At 74.7% G+C, this 21,319-nt stretch carries 2 protein-coding genes; both read left to right on the top strand.

Annotation, left to right across the window (positions count from 1 at the left end):
- The first annotated feature begins 5 nt into the window (after window positions 1-5).
- Window positions 6-20,045 carry a non-ribosomal peptide synthase/polyketide synthase gene (locus ACT2CW_RS29125; protein ID WP_445518764.1) on the top strand — a complete coding sequence of 6,680 codons (20,040 nt, stop codon included), beginning with the start codon at window positions 6-8 and terminating at the stop codon, window positions 20,043-20,045.
- Entirely contained in the window at window positions 20,042-21,292 is a 1,251-nt protein-coding gene (locus tag ACT2CW_RS29120; protein ID WP_445518763.1) for an MFS transporter, read from the top strand. Before ACT2CW_RS29125 ends, ACT2CW_RS29120 begins: the two co-directional genes overlap by 4 nt.
- The last annotated feature ends 27 nt before the right edge of the window (window positions 21,293-21,319 follow it).

Here is a 21,319-nt window from a genome sequence, read left to right as displayed (position 1 = left end):
ACGACATGACGTCTTCGAGGAAGGATCGCGCCTCCGCCCTGCCCGAGGAGCTGCGGGAGGCGCTGCGCCGCCGCCTCGCGGGCAAGGCCGGGCGCGCCGACGCCATCCCCCGCACGGACCGCGCGCGGCCGCTGCCGCTGTCCTTCGCCCAGGAGCGGCTGTGGTTCCTGCACACCCTCCAGCCGGAGGAGGCGGGGTACAACAGCGCGCTGGCGCTGCGGCTGACCGGCGCCCTGGACGTGGCGGCGCTCTCCCGGGCGCTCGATGCCCTGGTGGAGCGCCATGAGGCGCTGCGGACCACGTTCGACGACCTCGACGGCCGGCCCGTCCAGGTGGTGCGCCCGGCCGGGCCCGTACCGCTGCCGGTGGCCGACCTGACCGGCGAGGACGGGGACGCCGGGGCGCTGGACCGGCTGCTGCTGGCCGAGTACGCCCGGCCGTTCGAGCTGCGGACCGGTCCGGCGCTGCGGGCGCTGCTGATCCGCCTGGCGGAGGACGCGCACGTACTGCTGCTCACGGCCCATCACATCGTCACCGACGGCTGGTCGATGGGGGTGTTGCAGGACGAGTTGTGCGCGCTTTACGGCGCCGGGCCCGGCGCGGACCCGCTGCCCCCGGTGCCGGTGCAGTACCCGGACTTCGCCGTGTGGCAGCGGGAGCGGCTCTCGGGGGCCGCCATGGACCGTCAGCTCGACTACTGGAAGGGGCGGCTGGACGGCGTCGTCCCGCTGGAGCTGCCCACCGACCGGCCCCGGCCCGCCGCGCCCACCTCGGCGGGGGCGATCCACGAGTTCACCGTGGGCCGCGCCACCGCGGACCGGCTGCGGGCGCTCGCGGCGCACGAGCGGACCACGCTGTTCACGGCGCTGGTCGCCGCCTGCCAGGGGCTGTTCGCCCGCTGGTCGGGGCAGGACGACATCGCCATCGGCACCGTCACCTCCGGCCGTGGCCGCACCGAACTCGAGCGCGCCGTCGGCTTCTTCGTCAATACGGTGGTGCTGCGCTCCGCGGTGGACACGGCCCGTTCCTACCGCGAGCTGCTGGCCGACGCCGGGGCCACGGTGCTGGACGCCTTCGCCCATGACGAGGCGCCGTACCAGCGGCTGGTGGAGGCCGTGGGGGCGCGCCGGGAGGCGGGCCGCAATCCGCTGTTCGATGTGATGGTGCTGCTGCACAGCGCGCCGAGGAGCGCGCCCCGGCTGTCCGGCCTGGCCGCGACGAGCGTGGCCGTGCCCCGGCGGTCGGCCACCTTCGACCTCAGCGTCGAGTTCGTCGAGGACGGGGAGGAGCTGCGGGGGCTGCTGGAGTACAGCACCGAGCTGTTCGATCGGGCGACCGCCGAGCGGATGGCGGGGCATCTGCTGGTGCTGCTGGACGGGGTGGCCGCCGAACCGGACCGGCCGGTGCGCGAGCTGCGCCTGCTCACGGACGGGGAGCGGCGGCGGATGACGGCCGTCGGGCACGGCCCGGCGCTCGCGGTCGAACCGGCCACGTTCCCGGCCGTGTTCGAGGCGGCGGCGGGCCGTACCCCGGAGGCCACGGCGCTGGTGGCCTCCGACACCGGCTACGGCTTCGCGGAGCTGAACGCGGCCGCCAACCGGCTGGCGCACCATCTGATCGCCCAGGGCGTCGGCCCGGAGCGCGTCGTCGGGGTGAAGCTGCCCCGGACCTCCGACATGATCGTGGCGATCCTGGGTGTGCTCAAGGCGGGCGGGGTCTATCTGCCCATCGACCCCGAACTCCCCGCCGAGCGCGTCGCGTTCCTCCTCGCCGACGCCGAGCCCGCGCTGGTGCTCGACGAGGCCGCCCTGCGCGCCGTCCCCGACACGCTGCCGGTGGCGAACCCCACGGACGCGGACCGGACCGCCGCGCTGCACCCCGACAGCGCCGCCTACGTCCTGTACACCTCGGGCTCCACCGGCCGCCCCAAGGGGGTGGCCGTGGAGCACAGGTCGCTGGTCAATCTGCTGGTCGGCCACCGCGAGGGCTTCGTGGCCGAGGCGGGCGGCGGGCCGCTGCGGGTGGCGCTGACCGCGTCGTTCTCCTTCGACACCTCGCTGGAGGGGTTGCTGCTGCTGGCCGACGGCCATGAGCTGCACCTCGTCGACGAGGCCACCCGGCTCGACCCGGCCGCGCTCGTGGCGCGCGTCGCCGAGCACCGTATCGACTTCCTCGACCTCACCCCCTCGTATCTGCGGCAGCTGCTCCCGGCCGGGCTGCTGGACCACCCCCGGCACCGGCCGCGGGTGCTGATGCTGGGCGGCGAGGCCATCGGTTCGTCGCTGTGGCGGCGGCTGGCGGACACGCCGGGGACGACGGCGTACAACTTCTACGGTCCGACCGAGTGCACCATCGACGCGCTCGCGGCCCGGATCGGCGGTGCGGGGCGCCCGGTGGTGGGCCGCCCGCTGGGCAATCTGCGCGCCCATGTGCTGGACTCCCGGCTCCAGCCGGTGCCGGTGGGGGTGGCGGGTGAGCTGTATCTGGCGGGTGAGCAGGTGGCCCGGGGGTACCGGGGCCGTCCGGGGCTGACCGCGTCCCGCTTCGTGGCGGATCCGTACGGGCCCGTCGGGAGCCGGATGTACCGCACCGGGGACCTGGCCCGCTGGACCGCGGACGGGGAGCTGGACTACCTCGGCCGGGCCGACGACCAGGTGAAGATCCGGGGCCACCGGATCGAACCGGGCGAGATCGAGGCGGCGTTGCTCGAGCTGCCGGCCGTCGCCGAGGCGGCCGTCGTCGCCGTGACCGACGACCGCGGCCACGCCCGGCTGGCCGCCTACTACGTGCCCGCGCCCGGTGGTGAGCCGCCCGCCCCCGGTGAGTTGCGGGCGGCCCTCGGGCGGACCCTGCCCGGCCATATGGTTCCCGGTGCCTTCGTCGCGCTCGACGCCATGCCGCTGGGCACCAGCGGCAAGCTGGACCGCCGGGCGCTGCCCGCGCCACGGCTGGAGGCGGACCGGCCGGAGCGTGACACCACCGCGCCGCGCACCGAGGCGGAGCGGGAGCTGGCGGGGATCTGGGCCGAGGTGCTTGGCGTCCGGACGGTGGGGGTGAACGACAACTTCTTCGAGCTGGGCGGCGATTCGATCCTCAGCATCCAGATCGTCTCCCGCGCCCGCCAGGCCGGACTCGCGCTCACCTCACGGGATGTCTTCCTGCACCAGACCATCGCCGAGCTGGCCGCTACCGTGGCACCGCGCAACGCGCCCGAAGCCGCCCCGGACGAACCGGGTGCGCGGGGCCCGGCGCCGCTCACCCCGATCCAGCACTGGTTCTTCGCCACCCACGGCCCGCTGCGCCACTTCACCATGTCGATGGTGCTCGAGCTGCCGGCCAACCTGGACGAGGGCGCGCTGGAGGCCGCGCTGGACGCCGTGGTGGCGCACCACCCGGCCCTGCGCACCCGGTTCGTCCAGGGCGACGACGGCGAGTGGCGGCAGCTCGCGGACGGCGCACCGGGCGGGCCGGTACTGCGCCGCCACGAGCTGTCCGGGCTCGGCGGCGCGGCGGAGACGGCCGCTGCCGAGGCGGCGGCCGAGGCCGCCCGCGCCGAACTCGACCTGACCACCGGGGCGTTGCTGCGGGGCGCCCTGCTCCGGCGCGGGGCGGGGACCCGGCCGCGGCTGTTCCTCACCGTGCACCACCTGGCCGTGGACAGCGTCTCGTGGCGCATTCTGCTGGGCGATCTGGAGAGCGCCTACCGACAGGCCGCCGCCGGGGAGCCGGTGCGTCTGGAGCCCGCCTCGACCCCCTTCACCACCTGGGCCCACCGGCTGGGCGAGCGGGTGCGGGAGGGCGAGCTGGACGCCGACCTGCCGTACTGGGAGGGCGTACGGCGGGCGGGCGGCGCGGACCTTCCGGTGGACCGTCCCGGTACTGCCACCGCCGGGTCCACCCACTCCGTGCGCGTGACGCTGGAGCGCGAGGTCACCGACGGGCTGCTGCGCCGGGTGCCCGGGGTGTACCGGACGCAGATCAACGATGTGCTCCTCGCCGCGCTGGGGCGGGTGCTCGCCGGGTGGACGGGTGAGGACCGGGTGCTGGTGGCCATGGAGGGCCATGGCCGCGAGGAGTTGGACGCGGCCGTCGATCTGTCCCGGACCGTGGGCTGGTTCACCACGCAGTACCCGGTGGCGCTGACGCTGCCCGGGGACGGCTGGGGCGCGGTGCTGAAGTCGGTGAAGGAGCAGCTGCGCGCGGTGCCGCACCGGGGGCTGAGCCATGAGGCGCTGGCGTATCTGAGCGCCCCCGACTCCCCCGCGCGGGCGCTCGCCGACGGGCCACTGCCGGGCATCTGCTTCAACTACCACGGCCAGTGGGGCTCGGGCGGGAGCAGCGGCGCGTTCACGCTCACCGGGGAGAGCCTGGGCCGGGATCTGGCCGCCGACGAGCCGTCGGTGTATCCGCTCGATGTGTCCGCCGTGGTGGCGGACGGTGAGCTGGAGCTGACCTGGCTGTACTCCGACCTGGTGCACGACGCGGCCACGGTGCGGGGGCTCGCGGACGGGATGCTCACGGCGCTGCGGGAGATCGTGGCGCACTGCGACGGACCGGACGCGGGCGGCCGTACCCCCTCCGACTTCCCGCTGGCCCGGCTGGACCAGGCCGCCGTCGACCGGCTGGTGGGCGACGGGCGGGAGATCGAGGACGTCTATCCGCTGACGCCGCTTCAGGAGGGGATGCTCTTCCACCGGCTGGTCGGCGGCGAGGAGGACGTCTACCTCGACCAGGCCACGCTGATCCTGGACGGGGTGGGCGACCCGGAGGCGTTCGCCCGCGCCTGGCAGGAGACGGTGGACCGCACACCGGTGCTGCGTACCGGCGTCGTCTGGGAGGGCGTCGAGCGGCCGCTCCAGATCGTCCGCCACCGGGCCGAGGTGCCCGTGACCCAGCTTGACTGGCGCGGGCTGCCGGAGGAGCGGCGCGAGGCCGAGCTGGAGCGGTTCCGGGCCGAGGACCTGGCCCGGGGCGTCGATCTGACCGCGCCGCCGCTGATGCGGCTGGCCATCGCCCGGCTGACCGACGCCCGGGTGGCGCTGATGTGGACCTCGCACCATCTGGTCCTGGACGGCTGGAGCCTGGCGCAGGTGTTCACCGAGGTGTGCGAGCGGTACACCGCGGCCGCCCGGGGCCGCGCTCCGGCGCTCCCCGCCCGCCGCCCGTTCCGCGACTATCTGGAGTGGCTGGACGGGCGGGACGGGCAGGAGGCCGAGCGGCACTGGCGGGACGCGCTCGCGGGCTTCACCGCCCCGACCCCGCTCCCCGCCGACCGCAAGGCCGTGGAGTCCCACCGGGCCCGGTCGTCGGCGACCGTGGCGGTGTCGCTCACCCCCGAGGTGTCGGAGGAGCTGCGCCGTACGGCCCGCGGCGGCGGCCTGACCGTCAACACGATCGTGCAGGGCGCCTGGGCGCTGCTGCTCTCCCGGTACGGCGGCGAGGAGGACGTGGTCTTCGGCACCACGGTCTCGGGCCGTCCGGCAGAGCTGGCCGGGGTCGAGTCGATGGTGGGGATGTTCATCAACACCCTGCCGACCCGGGTGCGGGTGGACGCCGCCCGCAACACCGGGGACTGGCTGCGGGACCTCCAGATGGCGCAGTCCGCGTCCCGGCGCCATGAGTCCGTCTCGCTGGCGCAGGTGGCGGGCTGGAGCGAGATTCCGGCCGGGACCTCGCTCTTCGATTCGATGGTGGCCTTCGAGAACTACCCCTTTGACGACTCCTCGGCACGCGAGGCGGGGCTGCGGATCGTCGAGGTCCGCTCGATCGACGCCACCAACTTCGGTCTGAGTCTGCGGGCCCATCTCTCCGACCGGCTGGGCTTCGACCTCGGCTATGACCCGGGGCTGTTCGACGCCCGGACCGCGGCCGCGCTCGCCGACCGGCTGTGTCTGCTGCTCACGGCGATCGCGGCGGACCCCGACCGTCCGCTGCGGGCGCTTCCGTGGACCACCGCGGAGGAGCGGCGGCGGATCCTGGTGGAGTGGGGCGGCGGCGCGGCCCCCGAGGCGCCGGAGCGGACGCTGGTGGACCTGTTCGAGGAGCAGGCCGCCCGCACCCCCGGGGCCACGGCCGTCTCCTGCGCCGGGGTTTCGCTGTCGTACGCCGAACTCGACGCACGGGCGGGCCGGTTGGCGCATCGGCTGATCGCCGAGGGGGCCGGGCGGGAGCGGTATGTGGCGCTGGCGCTGCCCCGTTCGCCGGAGCTGATCGTGGCGATCGTGGCGGTGCTGAAGACGGGGGCGGCCTATCTGCCCCTCGATCCCGACCAGCCGTCCGGCCGGATCGCCCGGATGCTCGCCGACGCCGAACCGGTGGCCCTGCTGACCACCGCGGCCTTCGCGGCACGGCTGGGCGGGGACGACGAGGCGGACACCTGTGTGACCCGGCTGTGCCTGGACGACCCGGCCCTGATCGCCGATCTGGAGGGCCGTCCCGCCGCCCGCCCGGCCGGTTCCGGGCCGCTGCCGGAGAGCCCCGCCTACGCCATCTACACCTCCGGGTCCACGGGCCTGCCCAAGGGAGTGCTGATCCCGCACTCCAATGTGGTCCGGCTGTTCTCCCGGACCCGGGAGTGGTTCTCGTACGACGCGAGCGATGTGTGGACGCTGTTCCACTCTTACGCCTTCGACTTCTCGGTCTGGGAGATCTGGGGGCCGCTGCTCCACGGCGGCCGGCTCGTGGTGGTCCCGTACGCCGTCTCCCGCTCCCCCGAGGAGTTCCTGCGGCTGCTGGCCGACGAGGGGGTGACGGTGCTCAGCCAGACGCCGTCCGCCTTCCAGGGGCTGATGCGCGCCGACGAGGAGCACCCGGGTGCTCAACTCGCGCTGCGCCGGGTGGTGTTCGGCGGTGAGGCGCTCGACACGCGGCGGCTGGCGGGCTGGTACGCGCGGCATCCGGACACCGCGCCGGTGCTGGTCAACATGTACGGGATCACGGAGACCACCGTGCATGTCACCTACGCCCCGCTCGACCGCGCGGCAACGTCCGTCGCGGCGAGCGCCATCGGCACCGGCATCCCCGATCTGCGGGTGTATGTGCTGGACCAGGCGCTGGAGCCGGTGCCGCCGGGTGCGGTCGGCGAACTGTACGTGGCGGGGGCCGGGCTCGCCCGGGGCTATCTGCGCCGCCCGGGCCTGACCGCGTCCCGCTTCGTGGCCGATCCGTACGGGCCCGCCGGGAGCCGGATGTACCGCACCGGCGACCGGGCCCGGTGGAGTGCGGACGGCGAGCTGGAGTACCTGGGCCGCGCCGACGACCAGGTGAAGATCCGCGGTTTCCGGATCGAGCCCGGGGAGATCGAGGCCGCGCTGGCCGCCCATCCGGGGGTCGGCGACGCGGTGGTGACCGTACGGGAGGACCAGCCCGGGGTGCGTCGGCTGGTGGCCTATGTGGTGGCCGCCGGTCCGGCCGCGCCGCCGCAGGCGGGTGAGTTGCGGGAGTTCCTCCAGCGGACGCTGCCCGCGCAGATGATCCCGGCGGCGTTCGTGGCGCTGGCCGCGCTGCCGCTGACCGCCAACGGCAAGCTGGACCGGCGCGCCCTGCCCACACCCGGCCTCGACGGCTTCGCCGCGAGCGCCGAGCGGAACGCCCCGCGCACCGAGGCCGAGCGCATGGTGGCACGGGTGTGGGCCGAGGTGCTCCCGGTCGAGGAGGCCGGGGCGACGGACGACTTCTTCGCCCTGGGCGGCGATTCGATCCTGGCCATCCGGGTGGCCTCCCGGCTGCGGACGGCCTTCGGCACCGAGGTCACCCCGCGCGCGCTGTTCACCCACACCACCGTGGCCGAACTCGCCGCCGCGCTGGGCGCGCCGGGGACGGGCGGAACGCCGGAGGGCGACGGGGCGGCGAAGGACAGCCGGGCGGCCGACATCATCCCGGCCGTGCCACGGGACGGGGAGCTGCCGCTGTCGTATCCGCAGGCGCGGCTGTGGTTCCTGGACTCCTTCGACGGCGGCGGCACGGAGTATGTGACGCCGTTCGCGCTGCGGCTGCGCGGCCGTCTGGACACCGCCGCGCTGCGCACCGCCCTGGACGCCCTGGTGGCCCGGCACGAACCGCTGCGCACCACCTTCGCCGAAGTGGACGGCCGCGGGGTGCAGCGGGTGCACGACCCGTACCCGGTGGCGCTGCCGGTGCACGACCTCTCGGCCCGTCCCGTGGCCGAGCGCGAGCGGGAGCTGGAGCGGCTGCTGGAGCGGGAGGGTGCCACCCCCTTCGAGCTGCGCACCGGGCCGCTGCTGCGGGCGTCCCTGATCCGGCTGGACGACGAGGAGCACGTGCTCACCCTGACGATGCACCACATCGTCACGGACGGCTGGTCCACGGCCGTCATCAGCGCGGATCTGAGCGAGCTGTACGGCGCGGCGGTCCTGGCGCGGCGGCCCGCGCTCGCCCCGCTGCCGCTGGGCTACGCCGACTACGCGGCGTGGCAGCGCGATCCGCTCGGCGGCGCGGCGCGGATGGAGCCGCAGCTGGAGTACTGGCGGACGCGGCTGGCGGATCTGGCGCCGCTGGAGCTGCCGACCGACCGTCCGCGGCCGGCCGTGCAGACCAAGAATGGGGCGCTGCTGGAGTTCACCCTGCCCGCCGCGCTGGTGGAGCGGCTGCGCGCGGCCGGGCGGCGCCGCGACTCCACCCTCTTCATGACGCTCCTCGCCACCTGCCAGGTGCTGTTGGCCCGCTGGTCGGGGCAGGAGGACATCGCGGTGGGCACGGTGACCTCGGGACGGGAGCGGCCCGAGCTTGAGCACCTGGTCGGGATGTTCGTGAACACGCTGGTGCTGCGCACCGGCGTGGCGGCCGACGAGTCGTTCGAGGAGCTGCTCACCCGGGTGCGGGGCACCGTGCTGGACGCCTTCGCCCACCAGGACGTGCCGTTCGAGCGGATCGTGGACGCGCTCCAGCCGGAGCGGGACACCAGCCGCACCCCGCTCTTCCAGGTCATGGTGGCGCTGCACAACCTGGGCGCCGAGGTGCCCGACCTGCCCGGTCTCACCGTGGAGGCGGTACGGATCCCGGGCCGGACCGCCGGTTTCGACCTGGGCTTCGACTTCGTGGCGGGCCCCGGCGGGCTGACCGGCTTCGTGGAGTACAACACCGATCTGTTCGACGCGGCCACCGTGGAGCGGATGGCCCGTCAGCTGCGGCTGCTGCTGGAGGCGGTGGCGGAGGACCCCGGGCTCCGGGTGGGCGAACTGCCGCTGCTGACCGCCGGGGAGCGGCGGACGGTGCTGGAGGAGTGGAACGACACCGCGCTCGCCGTGCCGGACACCACCTTCCCCCGGCTCTTCGAGGAGCAGGCCGCCCGCGCCCCGGGCGCCACCGCGCTGGTGACCTCCGACGCCGCCTACGACTTCGCGGGGCTGAACGCGGCCGCCAACCGGCTGGCCCACCATCTGATCGCCCTGGGCGTGGGCCCGGAGAAGGTGGTCGCGGTCAGGCTGCCGCGCACCGCCGAGCTGATGGTCGCCCTGCTCGCGGTCCTCAAGGCGGGCGGTACGCAGCTGTACGTGGACCCGGGGCTGCCCGCCGAACGCGCCCGGTTCCTGCTGGAGGACGCGGCGCCCGAGGTCGTCCTCACCCCGGAGGTCCTGCGCGACGCGCGCCTCGACGGGCTGCCGGACACCGATCCCACCGACGCGGACCGGACGGCCCCCCTGCTGCCCGGGCACACCGCGTACATCACCTACACGTCGGGGTCCACCGGCCGCCCCAAGGGTGTCGCCGTCGAACACCGCCAGCTGGTCAACCTCTGCCTCGACCACCGGGCCGGGCTCATCGCCCCGCGCCAGGCCGAGGCGGGGCGTCCGCTGCGCTCGGCGCTGACCGCCGCGTTCTCCTTCGACACCTCCTGGGAGGGCGCGGTGTTCCTGGCCTCGGGCCAGGAGGTGCACCTGGTGGACGACGCGGTACGGCTGGACCCGGCCGCGCTCGTGGCCCTGGTCGAGGACCGTGGCCTGGACTTCCTCGACGTCACCCCGTCGTACCTCCATGAGCTGATGGCGGCCGGGCTGTTCGCCGGGGACCGGCACCGCCCCCGGATCGTCATGGTGGGCGGCGAGGCCCTGGGCGCGGGGCTGTGGCGGGAGCTGCGCGCGGTGCCGGGCGTGGCGGCGTACAACTTCTACGGGCCCACCGAATGCGCCGTGGACGCGGTCTACGGCGACCTGGCCGGTCTCGGCGACCGTCCGCTCATCGGACGGCCCGGCCGCAATCTGCGGGCGTACGTCCTGGACGGCGCGCTGCGGCCGGTGCCGCCCGGCGTCCCCGGTGAACTCCATCTGGCCGGGGCGCAGGTCGCCCGCGGCTATCTGCGCCGCCCCGGGCTCACCGCGGCGCATTTCGTCGCCGATCCGTACGGCCCGCCCGGCAGCCGGATGTACCGCACCGGCGACCGGGCGCGCTGGACGGCGGACGGGACGCTGGAGTTCCTGGGCCGCGCCGACGAACAGCTCAAGATCCGTGGGTTCCGCATCGAGCCCGGCGAGATCGAGGCCGCGCTGCTGGACCATCCGGCGGTCCAGGAGGCGGTGGTGGTGGCCCGCGAGGACACCGGCCACCGGCGGCTGGTGGCCTATCTGGTGACCTGCTCCGATCCGGTGACCTGCTCCGACGACTCGGCCGACGCCCCCGATCCGGTGGAGCTGCGCGCCCTGCTCAAGCGCACCCTGCCCGACTACATGGTCCCGGCCGCCTTCGTGACGCTGGCCCGGATGCCCCGCACCGACAGCGGCAAGGTGGACCGGCGCGCGCTGCCCGCTCCCCCGGACCGCCCGGAGCGGGGCTCGCCGTATGTGGCGCCCCGGACCCCGGCCGAGACGGTGCTGGCGGGGGTGTGGGCCGAGGTGCTGGGCGTCCCCGAGGTGGGAGTGGAGGACAACTTCTTCGCCCTGGGCGGCGATTCCATCCTCAGCATCCAGATCGTCTCCCGCGCCCGCCAGGCCGGGCTGACGCTCACCTCCAAGGATGTCTTCCGCCACCAGACCATCGCGGAGCTGGCGCTGAGCGTCGAGACGGCCCGGCGGGGGCCGCTCGCCGAACCGGCCGGGGCGGTGGCCGGACCGGCGCCGCTGACGCCCATCCAGCACTGGTACCTGGACGGGCGGCACCCCGGCGACCGGCACCACTTCACCATGAGCCACCGGCTGGAGCTCACCGGCGACCTCGACGAGGCCGCCCTGCGGCAGGCGGTGGACGCCCTGGTGGCACACCACGCCGCGCTGCGCACCCGCTTCCTGGTGGTCGACGGGCAGTGGCGGCAGGAGGTCCTGCCCACCGCCCCCGGCGGTGTCCTGGAGCGGCACGATCTGTCCGGTCTGGACGACGCGGCACGCGCCGAAGCCGTACGGAACGCCACGGTCGCGGCGCAGACGGGGCTGGACATCGCCGAGGGGGCCGTACTGCGGGCGCTGCTGTTCACCTTCGGCCCGGGGCAGCCGCCCGAGTTGCTGCTCACCGCCCACCATCTGGTGGTGGACGGCGTCTCCTGGCGGGTCCTGCTCGGCGATCTGGAGACGGCCTACCGCGGCGCCGCCGCCGGTGGTGCGCCCACCCTGCCCCCGGCGAGCAGCGCCTTCACCCAGTGGGCCGCCCGGCTGGCGGACCATGTGCGCTCCGGCGGGCTCGACGGCGACCTGGAGTACTGGACGGGCGTGGCGCGCTCCGCGCCCGCCGCGCTCCCCGTCGACCGCGAGGGCCCCAACACCCATGAGACGGCGGCCACGGTGACCACGGTCCTCGGCCGTGCCGAGACCGAGGCGCTGCTGCGCCAGGTCCCCGGCGTCTACCGGACGCGGATCGACGACGTACTGCTCGCCGCGCTCGGCCGGAGCCTGGCGCGCTGGACCGGCGGGGACACGGTGCTGATCGGCGTGGAGGGGCACGGCCGCGAGGATCTCTTCGAGGACCTGGACCTCTCCCGTACGGTCGGCTGGTTCACCGCCGAGTACCCGCTCGCGCTGGCCGTCGACGCCGGGGCGGGGTGGCGCGACACCCTGCGGTCCGTCAAGGAGCAGCTGCGGGCCGTTCCGCACCACGGGCTCGGCCACGGGGCGCTGCGCCATCTGGCGGCGGAGGGCTCCCCGGCCGGGGAGCTGCGGGGCGGTCCGTCGCCGCAGATCGTCTTCAACTACCACGGCCAGTGGGACGTGGCCGCGGCCGATGAAAGCGCCCGGGGCCTGTACCGCGCGGCCCTGCCCGTGACCGGCCGGGACGCCGCGCCCGGGGAGACCCGCCCGTGTCTGCTGGAGGTCACAGGGGCAGTCCAGGACGGCCGTCTCGAGCTGGGCTGGAGCTATCCGGCCCGGATGTACGACGAGGCCACCGTGCGCCGGGTCGCGGAGGACTGCCTGGCCGCGCTGAAGGAGATCGTCGCGCACTGCGCCGAGCCCGGCGCGGGCGGGCGCACCCCGTCCGACTTCCCGCTCGCCCGGCTCGGCCAGCGGCAGGTGGATCTGATCGCCGGTGACGGCGGCGCGGTGGAGGACGTGTATCCGCTGACCCCGCTCCAGGCAGGCATGCTCTTCCATGGCCTCGTGGACAGCGGTGCCACCGGTGGCGCCTACTTCGACCAGATCGCCATCCGGATCGGCGGGATCGCCGACCCGGACGCGTTCGCGGCCGCCTGGCAGCGGGTGGTGGACCGTACGCCGGTGTTGCGCAGCTCCGTCCGCTGGGAGGGCCTGGCCGAGCCGGTCCAGGTCGTCCACCGCCGGGCCGACCTGCCCACCGTCCGGCTGGACTGGCGGGAGTTGACGCCGTCCGCGCGGGAGGAGGCGCTGCGGCGGCTGCTGGCCGAGGACCGCGCCGCCGGGATGGAGCTGACCTCGGCCCCGCTGAGCCGGATCGCGGTGGCTTGGCTGCCCGATGACGAGGTCATGCTGGTGTGGACCGCGCACCATCTGATGCTCGACGGCTGGAGCACCGGCCAGGTCTTCGCCGAGGTGTGCGAGACCTACGCGGCCCTCGTGGCCGGGCGCTCGCCCCGGCCGCCCGCCCGCCGGGCCTTCCGGGACTTCCTGCGCTGGCTGCGCGAACAGGACCAGGAGCGTGCGGAGCGGCATTGGCGCGAGGTGCTGGCGGGGTTCGGCGCCCGCACACCGCTGCCGTACGACCGGCCGCCGCGGGAGGCGCATCGCACCACCTCGACCGCGCTGACCCGGCTGGAGCTGACCGAGGAGGTGTCCGCCCGGCTGCGGGAGACCACGCGCGGCGGCGGGCTGACGGTCAACACGGTGGTGCAGGGCGCGTGGGCGCTGCTGCTGTCGCGGTACGGCGGGGTGCGCGACGTGGTGTTCGGCACCACCGTCTCGGGCCGTCCCGAGGGGCTGCCGGGCGTGGAGACGATGGTCGGCATGTTCATCAACACGGTCCCCACCCGGGCCGTGGCCGAGGGCGGCCGTGAGGTCGTGACGTGGCTGCGGGACCTCCAGGAGCAGCAGAGCGAGTCCCGCCGCTTCGACTTCGTCGCCCTTCCCCGGATCCAGGCGCTCAGCCCGGTCCCGGCCGGTGAGGCGCTCTTCGACAGCATGGTGGTGTTCGAGAACTACCCCTTCGACGAGGCGTCGGCGGCCGGTGCCGGGATCCGGGTGCGGGAGGTGCGGGCCGAGGACTCCACCAGTTTCCCGCTGTGTCTGCGCGCCTATCTCGGCGACCGGCTGGGCTTCGACCTCGCCTACGATCCGGCGCTGTTCGACGCGGCCACGGTGGAGCGGGCGGCGGCCCATCTGGAGACGCTGCTGACCGGGATCGCGGACGGCGCCGGGCGGTCGCTGGACGAGCTGCCGCTGCTGACGGAGGCGGAGCGCCTGAAGGCGGCCGGTGAGTGGAATGCCACCGCCCGGCCGCTGCCGGAGGGTTCGCTCGCGGAGCTGTTCGCCGAGCGGGTCCGCCGGGCCCCGGACGCCGTCGCCGTCACCGACGGCGCCACCTCACTCAGCTATGCCCGACTTGACGAGTGGGCAGGGCGGTTGGCGGGGCATCTGCTGCGGTCCGGGGTGCGTCCCGAGGACCGGGTGGCGCTGCTCATGGACCGGCCGGTGGAACTGGTCGTGGCCCAGCTGGCGGTGGTCAGGGCCGGTGGGGTGTACGTACCGGTGGACGCCCGCGCCCCGCGCGACCGGCGGCGGACGCTGCTGGACCAGGCGGGCGCCGCGGTCGTGCTGACACCGGAGGAGGTGGCCGCCGCCCGGGAGGGCGAGCCGGTGGCACCCGCGGTGCCGGTGCACCGGGACCAGCTGGCGTATGTGATGTTCACCTCCGGGTCGACCGGTGTGCCGAAGGCCGTGGGGGTGCGCCATCGCGATGTGGCGGCGCTCGCCCTGGACCGTGCCTTCGGCGGTGGCGGGCACGATCGGGTGCCGCTGCACTCGCCGGTGGCGTTCGACGCCGCCACCTACGAGATGTGGGTGCCGCTGCTGAACGGTGGCCGGGTGGTGGTGACATCGGGCGAGCTGGACGCCGCCGCGGTGCGCCGCCTGGTGGCCGAGCAGAAGGTGACCGGGCTCTGGCTGACCGCCGGGCTGTTCCGGCTGCTGGCTGGGGACGCGCCGGACTGCTTCACCGGGCTGCGCGAGGTGTGGACCGGTGGCGATGTGGTGCCCGCGGCCTCGGTGCGCCGGGTGCTGGAGCGCTGCCCCGGGCTGACCGTGGTGGACGGCTACGGGCCGACCGAGACCACCACCTTCGCCACGTACTTCCCGATGTCCCGCGCCGAGGAGGTGCCCGAGGTGGTGCCGATCGGGCGGCCGCTGGACAACATGCGGGTCCATGTCCTGGACCCCAGGATGCGGACCGTGCCGCCGGGTGTGGTCGGCGAGCTCTTCGTCGCCGGTGAGGGGGTGGCGCGCGGCTATCTCGGCCGGCCGGGACCGACCGCCGCGGCGTTCCTCCCCGATCCGTACGGGCCGGCCGGGGAGCGGATGTACCGCACCGGCGATCTGGCGCGGCGGCGCCCTGACGGCACGGTGGAGTTCCTCGGCCGCGTCGATGACCAGGTCAAGGTCCGTGGCTTCCGGATCGAGCCGGCCGAGGTGGAGGGGGTGCTGGCCGGGCATCCCGAGGTGGCGGATGTCGCGGTGGTGGCCCGCGCGGACGGCCCCGGTGGCAAGCGGCTGGTGGCCTATGTGGTGGCCGCCGGCGACACCCCGGTGGAGGGCGGCCCGCTGCGGGCGTACGCGGCGGAGCGGCTGCCGGACTACATGGTGCCGTCCGCCGTCGTCCCGCTGGACGCGCTGCCGCTCGGCCCCACCGGGAAGCTGGACCGCGCGGCGCTGCCCGCACCCGCCCCGGACACCCGCCGCACGCCCTACCGGGCGCCGCGCGAGGGGTTCGAGCAGGCCGTGGCGGCGGTCTGGGCCGAGGTGCTGGAGGTGGAGCGCGTCGGCGCCGGGGACAACTTCTTCGAGCTCGGCGGCGACTCGATCCTCTCCATCCGGCTCACCTCGCGGCTGCGGGAGGTGCTCGGGGTGGATCCGTCGCCCCGCCTGGTGTTCACCCATCCGACCGTCGCCGCCCTGGCCGAGGCGCTCGGTGGCGCGGAGGGCCGCGGCACGGACCGGCCCGCCCCGATCACACCGGTGGCCCGGGACGGCGAGCTGCCGCTGTCGTATCCGCAGCAGCGGCTGTGGTTCCTGGACTCCTTCGCCCCCGACAGCGCCGAGTACATCACCCCGCTGGCGCTGCGGATACGGGGAGCCCTCGATGTGGCCGCGCTCGGCGCGGCGCTGACCGCGCTGGTGGCCCGGCACGAGTCGCTGCGGACCACCTTCGACGCGGTGGACGGCCGCGGGGTGCAGATCGTGCACGCCCCCCGGGAGATCCGGCTCGACCCGTACGATCTGTCCCATCTCCCCGCCGCCGAGCGGGAGGCGGAGCTGCGGGAGCTGCTGGCGTACGAACGGGCGCGCCCGTTCGATCTGCGGCGCGGCCCGCTGCTGCGCACCGGGCTGATCCGGCTCGGCGCCCAGGAGCACATGCTGAGCCTGACGCTGCACCACATCATCACGGACGGCTGGTCCACCGGTGTGCTCACCGGCGATCTGCGGGAGCTGTACCGGGCGGCGCTGAGCGGTGAGCCCGCGGCACTGCCCCCGCTCCCGGTGCAATACGCGGACTTCGCCGCCTGGCAGCGCACCGAACTCACCGCCCCGCGCGCGGACGAGGAACTGGCCTACTGGACACGGCAGTTGGCCGGGGTGCCGCCACTGGAGGTGCCCACCGACCGGCCCCGCCCGGCGGTGCGGACCAAGAACGGCGCCACCGTGGAGTTCACGGTGCCCGCCGGGGTGAGCTCGCGCCTGAAGGAGTTCGGGCAGGCGCGGGGCACCACCCTGTTCATGACGCTCGTGGCGGCGGCCCAGATCCTGCTGGCGCGGCTGTCGGGCGGGCGGGACATCGCGGTGGGCACCGTCACCTCGGGGCGGGAGCGCCCCGAGGTGGAGCGGCTGATCGGCTTCTTCGTCAACACCCTGGTGCTGCGCTCCACCGTCGATCCGCACGCCCGCTTCGGCGACTTCCTGGCCGAGGTGCGCGGCACCGTCCTGGACGCCTTCGCCCATCAGGCGGTGCCGTTCGAGCGGGTGGTGGACGAGGTGCGGCCGGTGCGGGACACCAGCCGGACACCGCTGTTCCAGGCGATGGTGGTGCTCCAGAACGTCCCGGGGCAGGCGCTGGAGCTGCCCGGTCTGGAGCTGGCGGACGTGGAACTCGACACCCGGACCGCCGCCTTCGACCTCACCTTCGAGTTCGCCGAGGCCGAGGAGGGTGTGCTGCGCGGGCTGATCGGCTACAGCACCGATCTGTTCGACGCCTCGACGGTGGAGCGGATGGGCACGGCCCTGCGGACGCTGCTCGCCGGGATCGCCGAGGATCCGGAGCGGCCGGTGGGCGCGCTGCCGCTGGCCACCCCGGCCGAGCTGCGGCGCACCCTGGTCGAGTGGAACGACACCCGTCTGGAGGTGGAGCGGGCCACGCTGCGCGAGCTGTTCGAACGGCAGGTGGCCGTCTCGCCGGACGCCACCGCCGTGCGGTACGGGAAGGGCGATCTCACCTTCGCCGAGCTGGAGGTGGCCGCGAACCGGCTGGCGCACCGGCTGATCGGCCGGGGCGTGGGGCCGGAGCGGCTGGTGGCGCTGGTGCTGCCGCGTTCGGTGGAGATGCTGGTGGCGCAGCTGGCCGTGGCGAAGGCGGGCGGTGCGTTCCTGCCGGTCGACCCCGGCTATCCGAAGGAGCGGGTGGCGTTCATGCTGCGGGACGCCGCGCCCTCGGTGGTGCTCGACGACGCGGCCTCGGTGTGGGCCGAGGAGGGCCCCGCCGGGCCACCGCCCCTCCGCGGCCTGACACCGGACCATCCGGCGTATGTCATCTACACCTCCGGCTCCACCGGTGTGCCCAAGGCGGTCGTGGTCACCCATGCCGGGCTGGCCGGTTTCTCGGCCGCCGCGGCCGCGCACTACGACGTGCGGGCAGGGGACCGGGTGCTCCAGTTCTCCTCGCCCAGCTTCGACGCCTCCGTCCTGGAGCTGTGTGTCTCGCTGCCCCGTGGCGCGGCGCTGGTGATCGGCGACGAGGGCCCGCTGCTGGGCGAGCGGCTGGCCGAGGTGCTCGGCGGGCAGCGGATCACCCATGCGCTGATCCCCCCGGCCGCGCTGGCCACCATGGAGGAGGCCGGCCGGCGGACGGCGCTGCCGGAGCTGCGGACCCTGATCGTCGGCGCCGACGCCTGCTCCGCGGAGCTGGTGGACCGCTGGGCGCCGGGGCGCCGGATGGTCAACTCCTACGGCCCGACCGAGGCCACGGTGGTGAGCACCTGGTCCGGGCCGCTGACCGCCGGGTCGGGAGTGCCGCCGATCGGCCGGCCGATCCCGAACACCCGGGTCTACGTACTGGACGAGGCGCTGCGCCCGGTGCCGGTGGGCGTGGCCGGGGAGCTGTATGTGGCGGGCACGGGTCTGGCGCGGGGCTATCTGGGCCGTCCGGGGCTGACCGCCACACGGTTCGTGGCCGATCCGTTCGGCCCGGCGGGCGGCCGGATGTACCGCACCGGCGATGTGGTGCGGTGGACCGGCGACGGTGAGCTCGTATTCCTGGGCCGGGCCGACGACCAGGTCAAGGTGCGGGGCTTCCGGATCGAGCTCGGCGAGGTGGAGAGCGCGCTGCGGCGCAGCCCGGAGGTGCGGGAAGCGGTGATCGCCGTACGGGAGACCGCCCCGACACCGGAGCAGCCCTCGGGCGGCAAGCGCCTGGTGGGCTATGTGGTCCCGGCGCCGGGCACCTCGCCGACCGCCGCCTCGCTGCGCGACGTCCTGGGGCGGACCCTTCCGTCCCATATGGTGCCGTCGGCGTTCGCCACCCTGGACGCCCTTCCGCTCACGGCCAACGGCAAGGTGGACCGCCGGGCGCTGCCCGACCCGGACCCGGCGCCCGTCACCTCCGGTGCGGGCCATGTGGCCCCGCGCACCCCGATGGAGCGCCGGATCGCGGACATCTGGGCCGATGTGCTCGGCCTGGAACGGGTGGGCGTGGAGGACAACTTCTTCGAGCTCGGCGGGGACTCCATCCTCAGCATCCAGGTGGTCTCCCGCGCCCGGCAGGCCGGGCTCCGGCTGACCACCAAGGACCTGTTCACCCATCAGACGGTGGCGGGGCTCGCCACCGTGGCCACGGCCGAGCGGGACGAGGGCCGCGCGGAGCCGGTGACCGGGGCGCTTCCGCTCACCCCGATCCAGCGCTGGTTCTTCGCCACCCACACCGTGAATCCACGCCACTTCAACCAGTCCACCCTGCTGGAGCTGCACCAGGAGCCGGACGAGAAGGCGCTGGAGGGGGCGCTGGCCGCGCTCCTGGTCCACCATGACGCGCTGCGCACCCGATTCACCGAGGACGGCGGCGAGTGGCACGGCCACGTCCCGGAACCGGATGGCGACGGCGCCGTCCTGGACCGCCACGACCTGTCCGGTCTGCCGGCCCGGGAGGCGGACGCGGCGATGGAGAAGGCGGCCGACGCGCTCCACGCGGGCTTCGACCTGGGCCGGGGGCCGCTGCTGCGGGCCGCGCTGTTCCGCTTCGGCGAGGCCCGGCGGCCGTTCCTCTTCCTGACCGCGCACCACCTGGTCATCGACGGGGTGTCCTGGCGGATCCTGCTGGACGACCTGGACATCGCCTATCAGCAGGGCGTACGGGGCGAACCGGTGGACCTCGGCACCAAGACCACCGCCTTCCGCGACTGGGCGCGGCGGCTCGCGGAGCATGTCGCCGAGGGCGGCCTGGACCACGAGGCCGACCACTGGTGCGAGGCCCTCGACGCCCGGCCGCTGCCGGTCGACCATCAGGTGGCCACCCCCGGGCCCGAGATCGGTACGGTGCCGGTCGAGCTCGACGAGCGGGACACCGAGGCGCTGCTGCGCTCGGCGCCCACGGCCTATCGCACCCGCATCAACGATGTGCTGCTCGCCGCCCTCGCGCTGGCGCTGTCCCGCTGGACGGGCCGGGAGCGGGTGTCGGTGGAGCTCGAGGGCCATGGCCGCGAGGACATCCTGGACGGTGTCGATCTCTCCCGTACGGTGGGCTGGTTCACCACCATGTATCCGGTCTCCTTCGAGCTGCCGGACCTCCCCGAGGGCGGGCCGGCCGACTGGCGGGGGCTGGTCAAGTCGGTACGGCGGCGGCTGCGGACCGTCCCCGGCAACGGCTTCGGCTTCGGGGCGCTGCGCGCCTTCGGCCCACCCGGGCTGCGCGAGCGGCTGTCCCGGCACGGCGACGGGCCGCAGATCGTGTTCAACTACCTGGGCCAGTGGGACGCCCGGTCGGCCGAGTCCCAGGGCGGTCTGGTCCACGCCGAGCACGGCTCGTTCGGCCAGGACCACGATCCGCGCGAGGGCGGTTCCCATCTGCTGGAGGTGGTGGGCGCGGTGCAGGACGGCCGGCTCGGCTTCACCTGGCGCTACCGCCCCGATGTGCACGAGCGGGCGACCGTGGAGGCCGTGGCCGGGGACTTCGCGGAGGCGCTGCGCCGGATCGCCGGGGACTGCCGGGGCGCCGTATGACCGCGGCCCCGCCGGTGTCGCCACCGGTTCCGCTGTCGCGCAACCGGGACTACCGGCTGCTGTGGGGCAGTCAGGCGCTCTCGGAGTTCGGCTTCCACACGGCGCTGATCGCGTTTCCGCTGCTGGTCCTCGCGCTCACCGGCTCGGGTGCCGCCTCCGGTCTGGTCATGGGCACCATCGCCGCCGCGCAGATGGTGGCCGGGCTCCCGGCGGGTGTCCTGGTGGACGCTTACGACCGCAAGGCCATCATGCTGGGCTGTGAGGCGGCCCAGGCGGTCTCCGCCATCAGCCTGGTGGCCGCCGTGTGGGCGGGCGCGGCCACCGTCTGGCACATGGTCGTCGTGGCGGCGGTGTTCGGGGCGAGCGCGGCGCTCTTCGAACCGGCGGAGAGCGCTTCGCTGCCCGCGCTGGTGGCGGACGAGCATCTGCCCACGGCGGTGGCGATGAACACGGCACGGGCCTCGATGGGGCAGCTGGCGGGCACCGCGACCGGCGGGTTCCTGTTCGCCGTGGGGCGGTTCGTGCCCTTCCTGGTGGACGCCGTGACACATACGCTCTCCTTCGTCGCGCTGCTCTTCGTCCGGCTGCCCCGGCGCGAGCGATCCGCCGCCGGGGCGGGTCCGCTGGGCCGGGAGGCGCTGGCCGGGCTGCGGTGGGTGTGGCGGGAGCGCCGGATCCGGGTCACGGTGGTGTGCGCGGTGGTGCTCAACCTGTTCTTCAGCGCCTTCTACCTCGTCGTCATCGTGCTCGCCGAGTCCCGGGGTGTGCCCTCCGGGGAGGTCGGCGTGATGGCCGCCATGCTCGGGGTGGGCGGGGTGGCGGGCGCGCTGCTGGCGCCCGTACTGCACCGCCGGCTGGGCCCGTACGGCGGCATCATCGCGGTGTTCTGGGCGCTGGCCGTGCTCGCCCCGGTCACCGTGCTGATGGACAGCGGCTATCTCATCGGGGTGCTGTTCGCGCTGATGGCGCTGTTCCCGCCCACGGCGAACACCGCCATCATGACCGACCAACTGCTGCGCACCCCCGACGAGCTGCGCGGCAGGCTCACCAGCACACTCGTCCTGGCCTGCGGTGCCGCGGGCGCGGCGGGCCCCGCGCTGGGCGGATCGCTCGCCCAGGCCCTGCCGGGCGACCGGGCGATCCTGCTCTGCTCGGCGGGGATGGCCGCCGCGGCCGTCCTGGCCACCGTCAGCCCGACCCTGCGCACGCTGTCCCGCCGCCATGAGGCCGGGCGGCCGGCCGGCTGACCGTCATCCGACACCTCACCGACCATT

This window comes from Streptomyces sp. NEAU-174 (genome assembly GCF_052665095.1).
The sequence above is the reverse complement of the archived record's forward strand: the minus strand, read 5'-3'. Positions and strand labels throughout refer to the sequence as shown.

Excerpts from the sequence above, each read along its gene's own strand:
- ACT2CW_RS29120 (WP_445518763.1), top strand. The coding sequence starts at position 20,042 with ATGACCGCGGCCCCGCCGGTGTCGCCACCGGTTCCGCTGTCGCGCAAC.
- ACT2CW_RS29125 (WP_445518764.1), top strand. The coding sequence starts at position 6 with ATGACGTCTTCGAGGAAGGATCGCGCCTCCGCCCTGCCCGAGGAGCTG.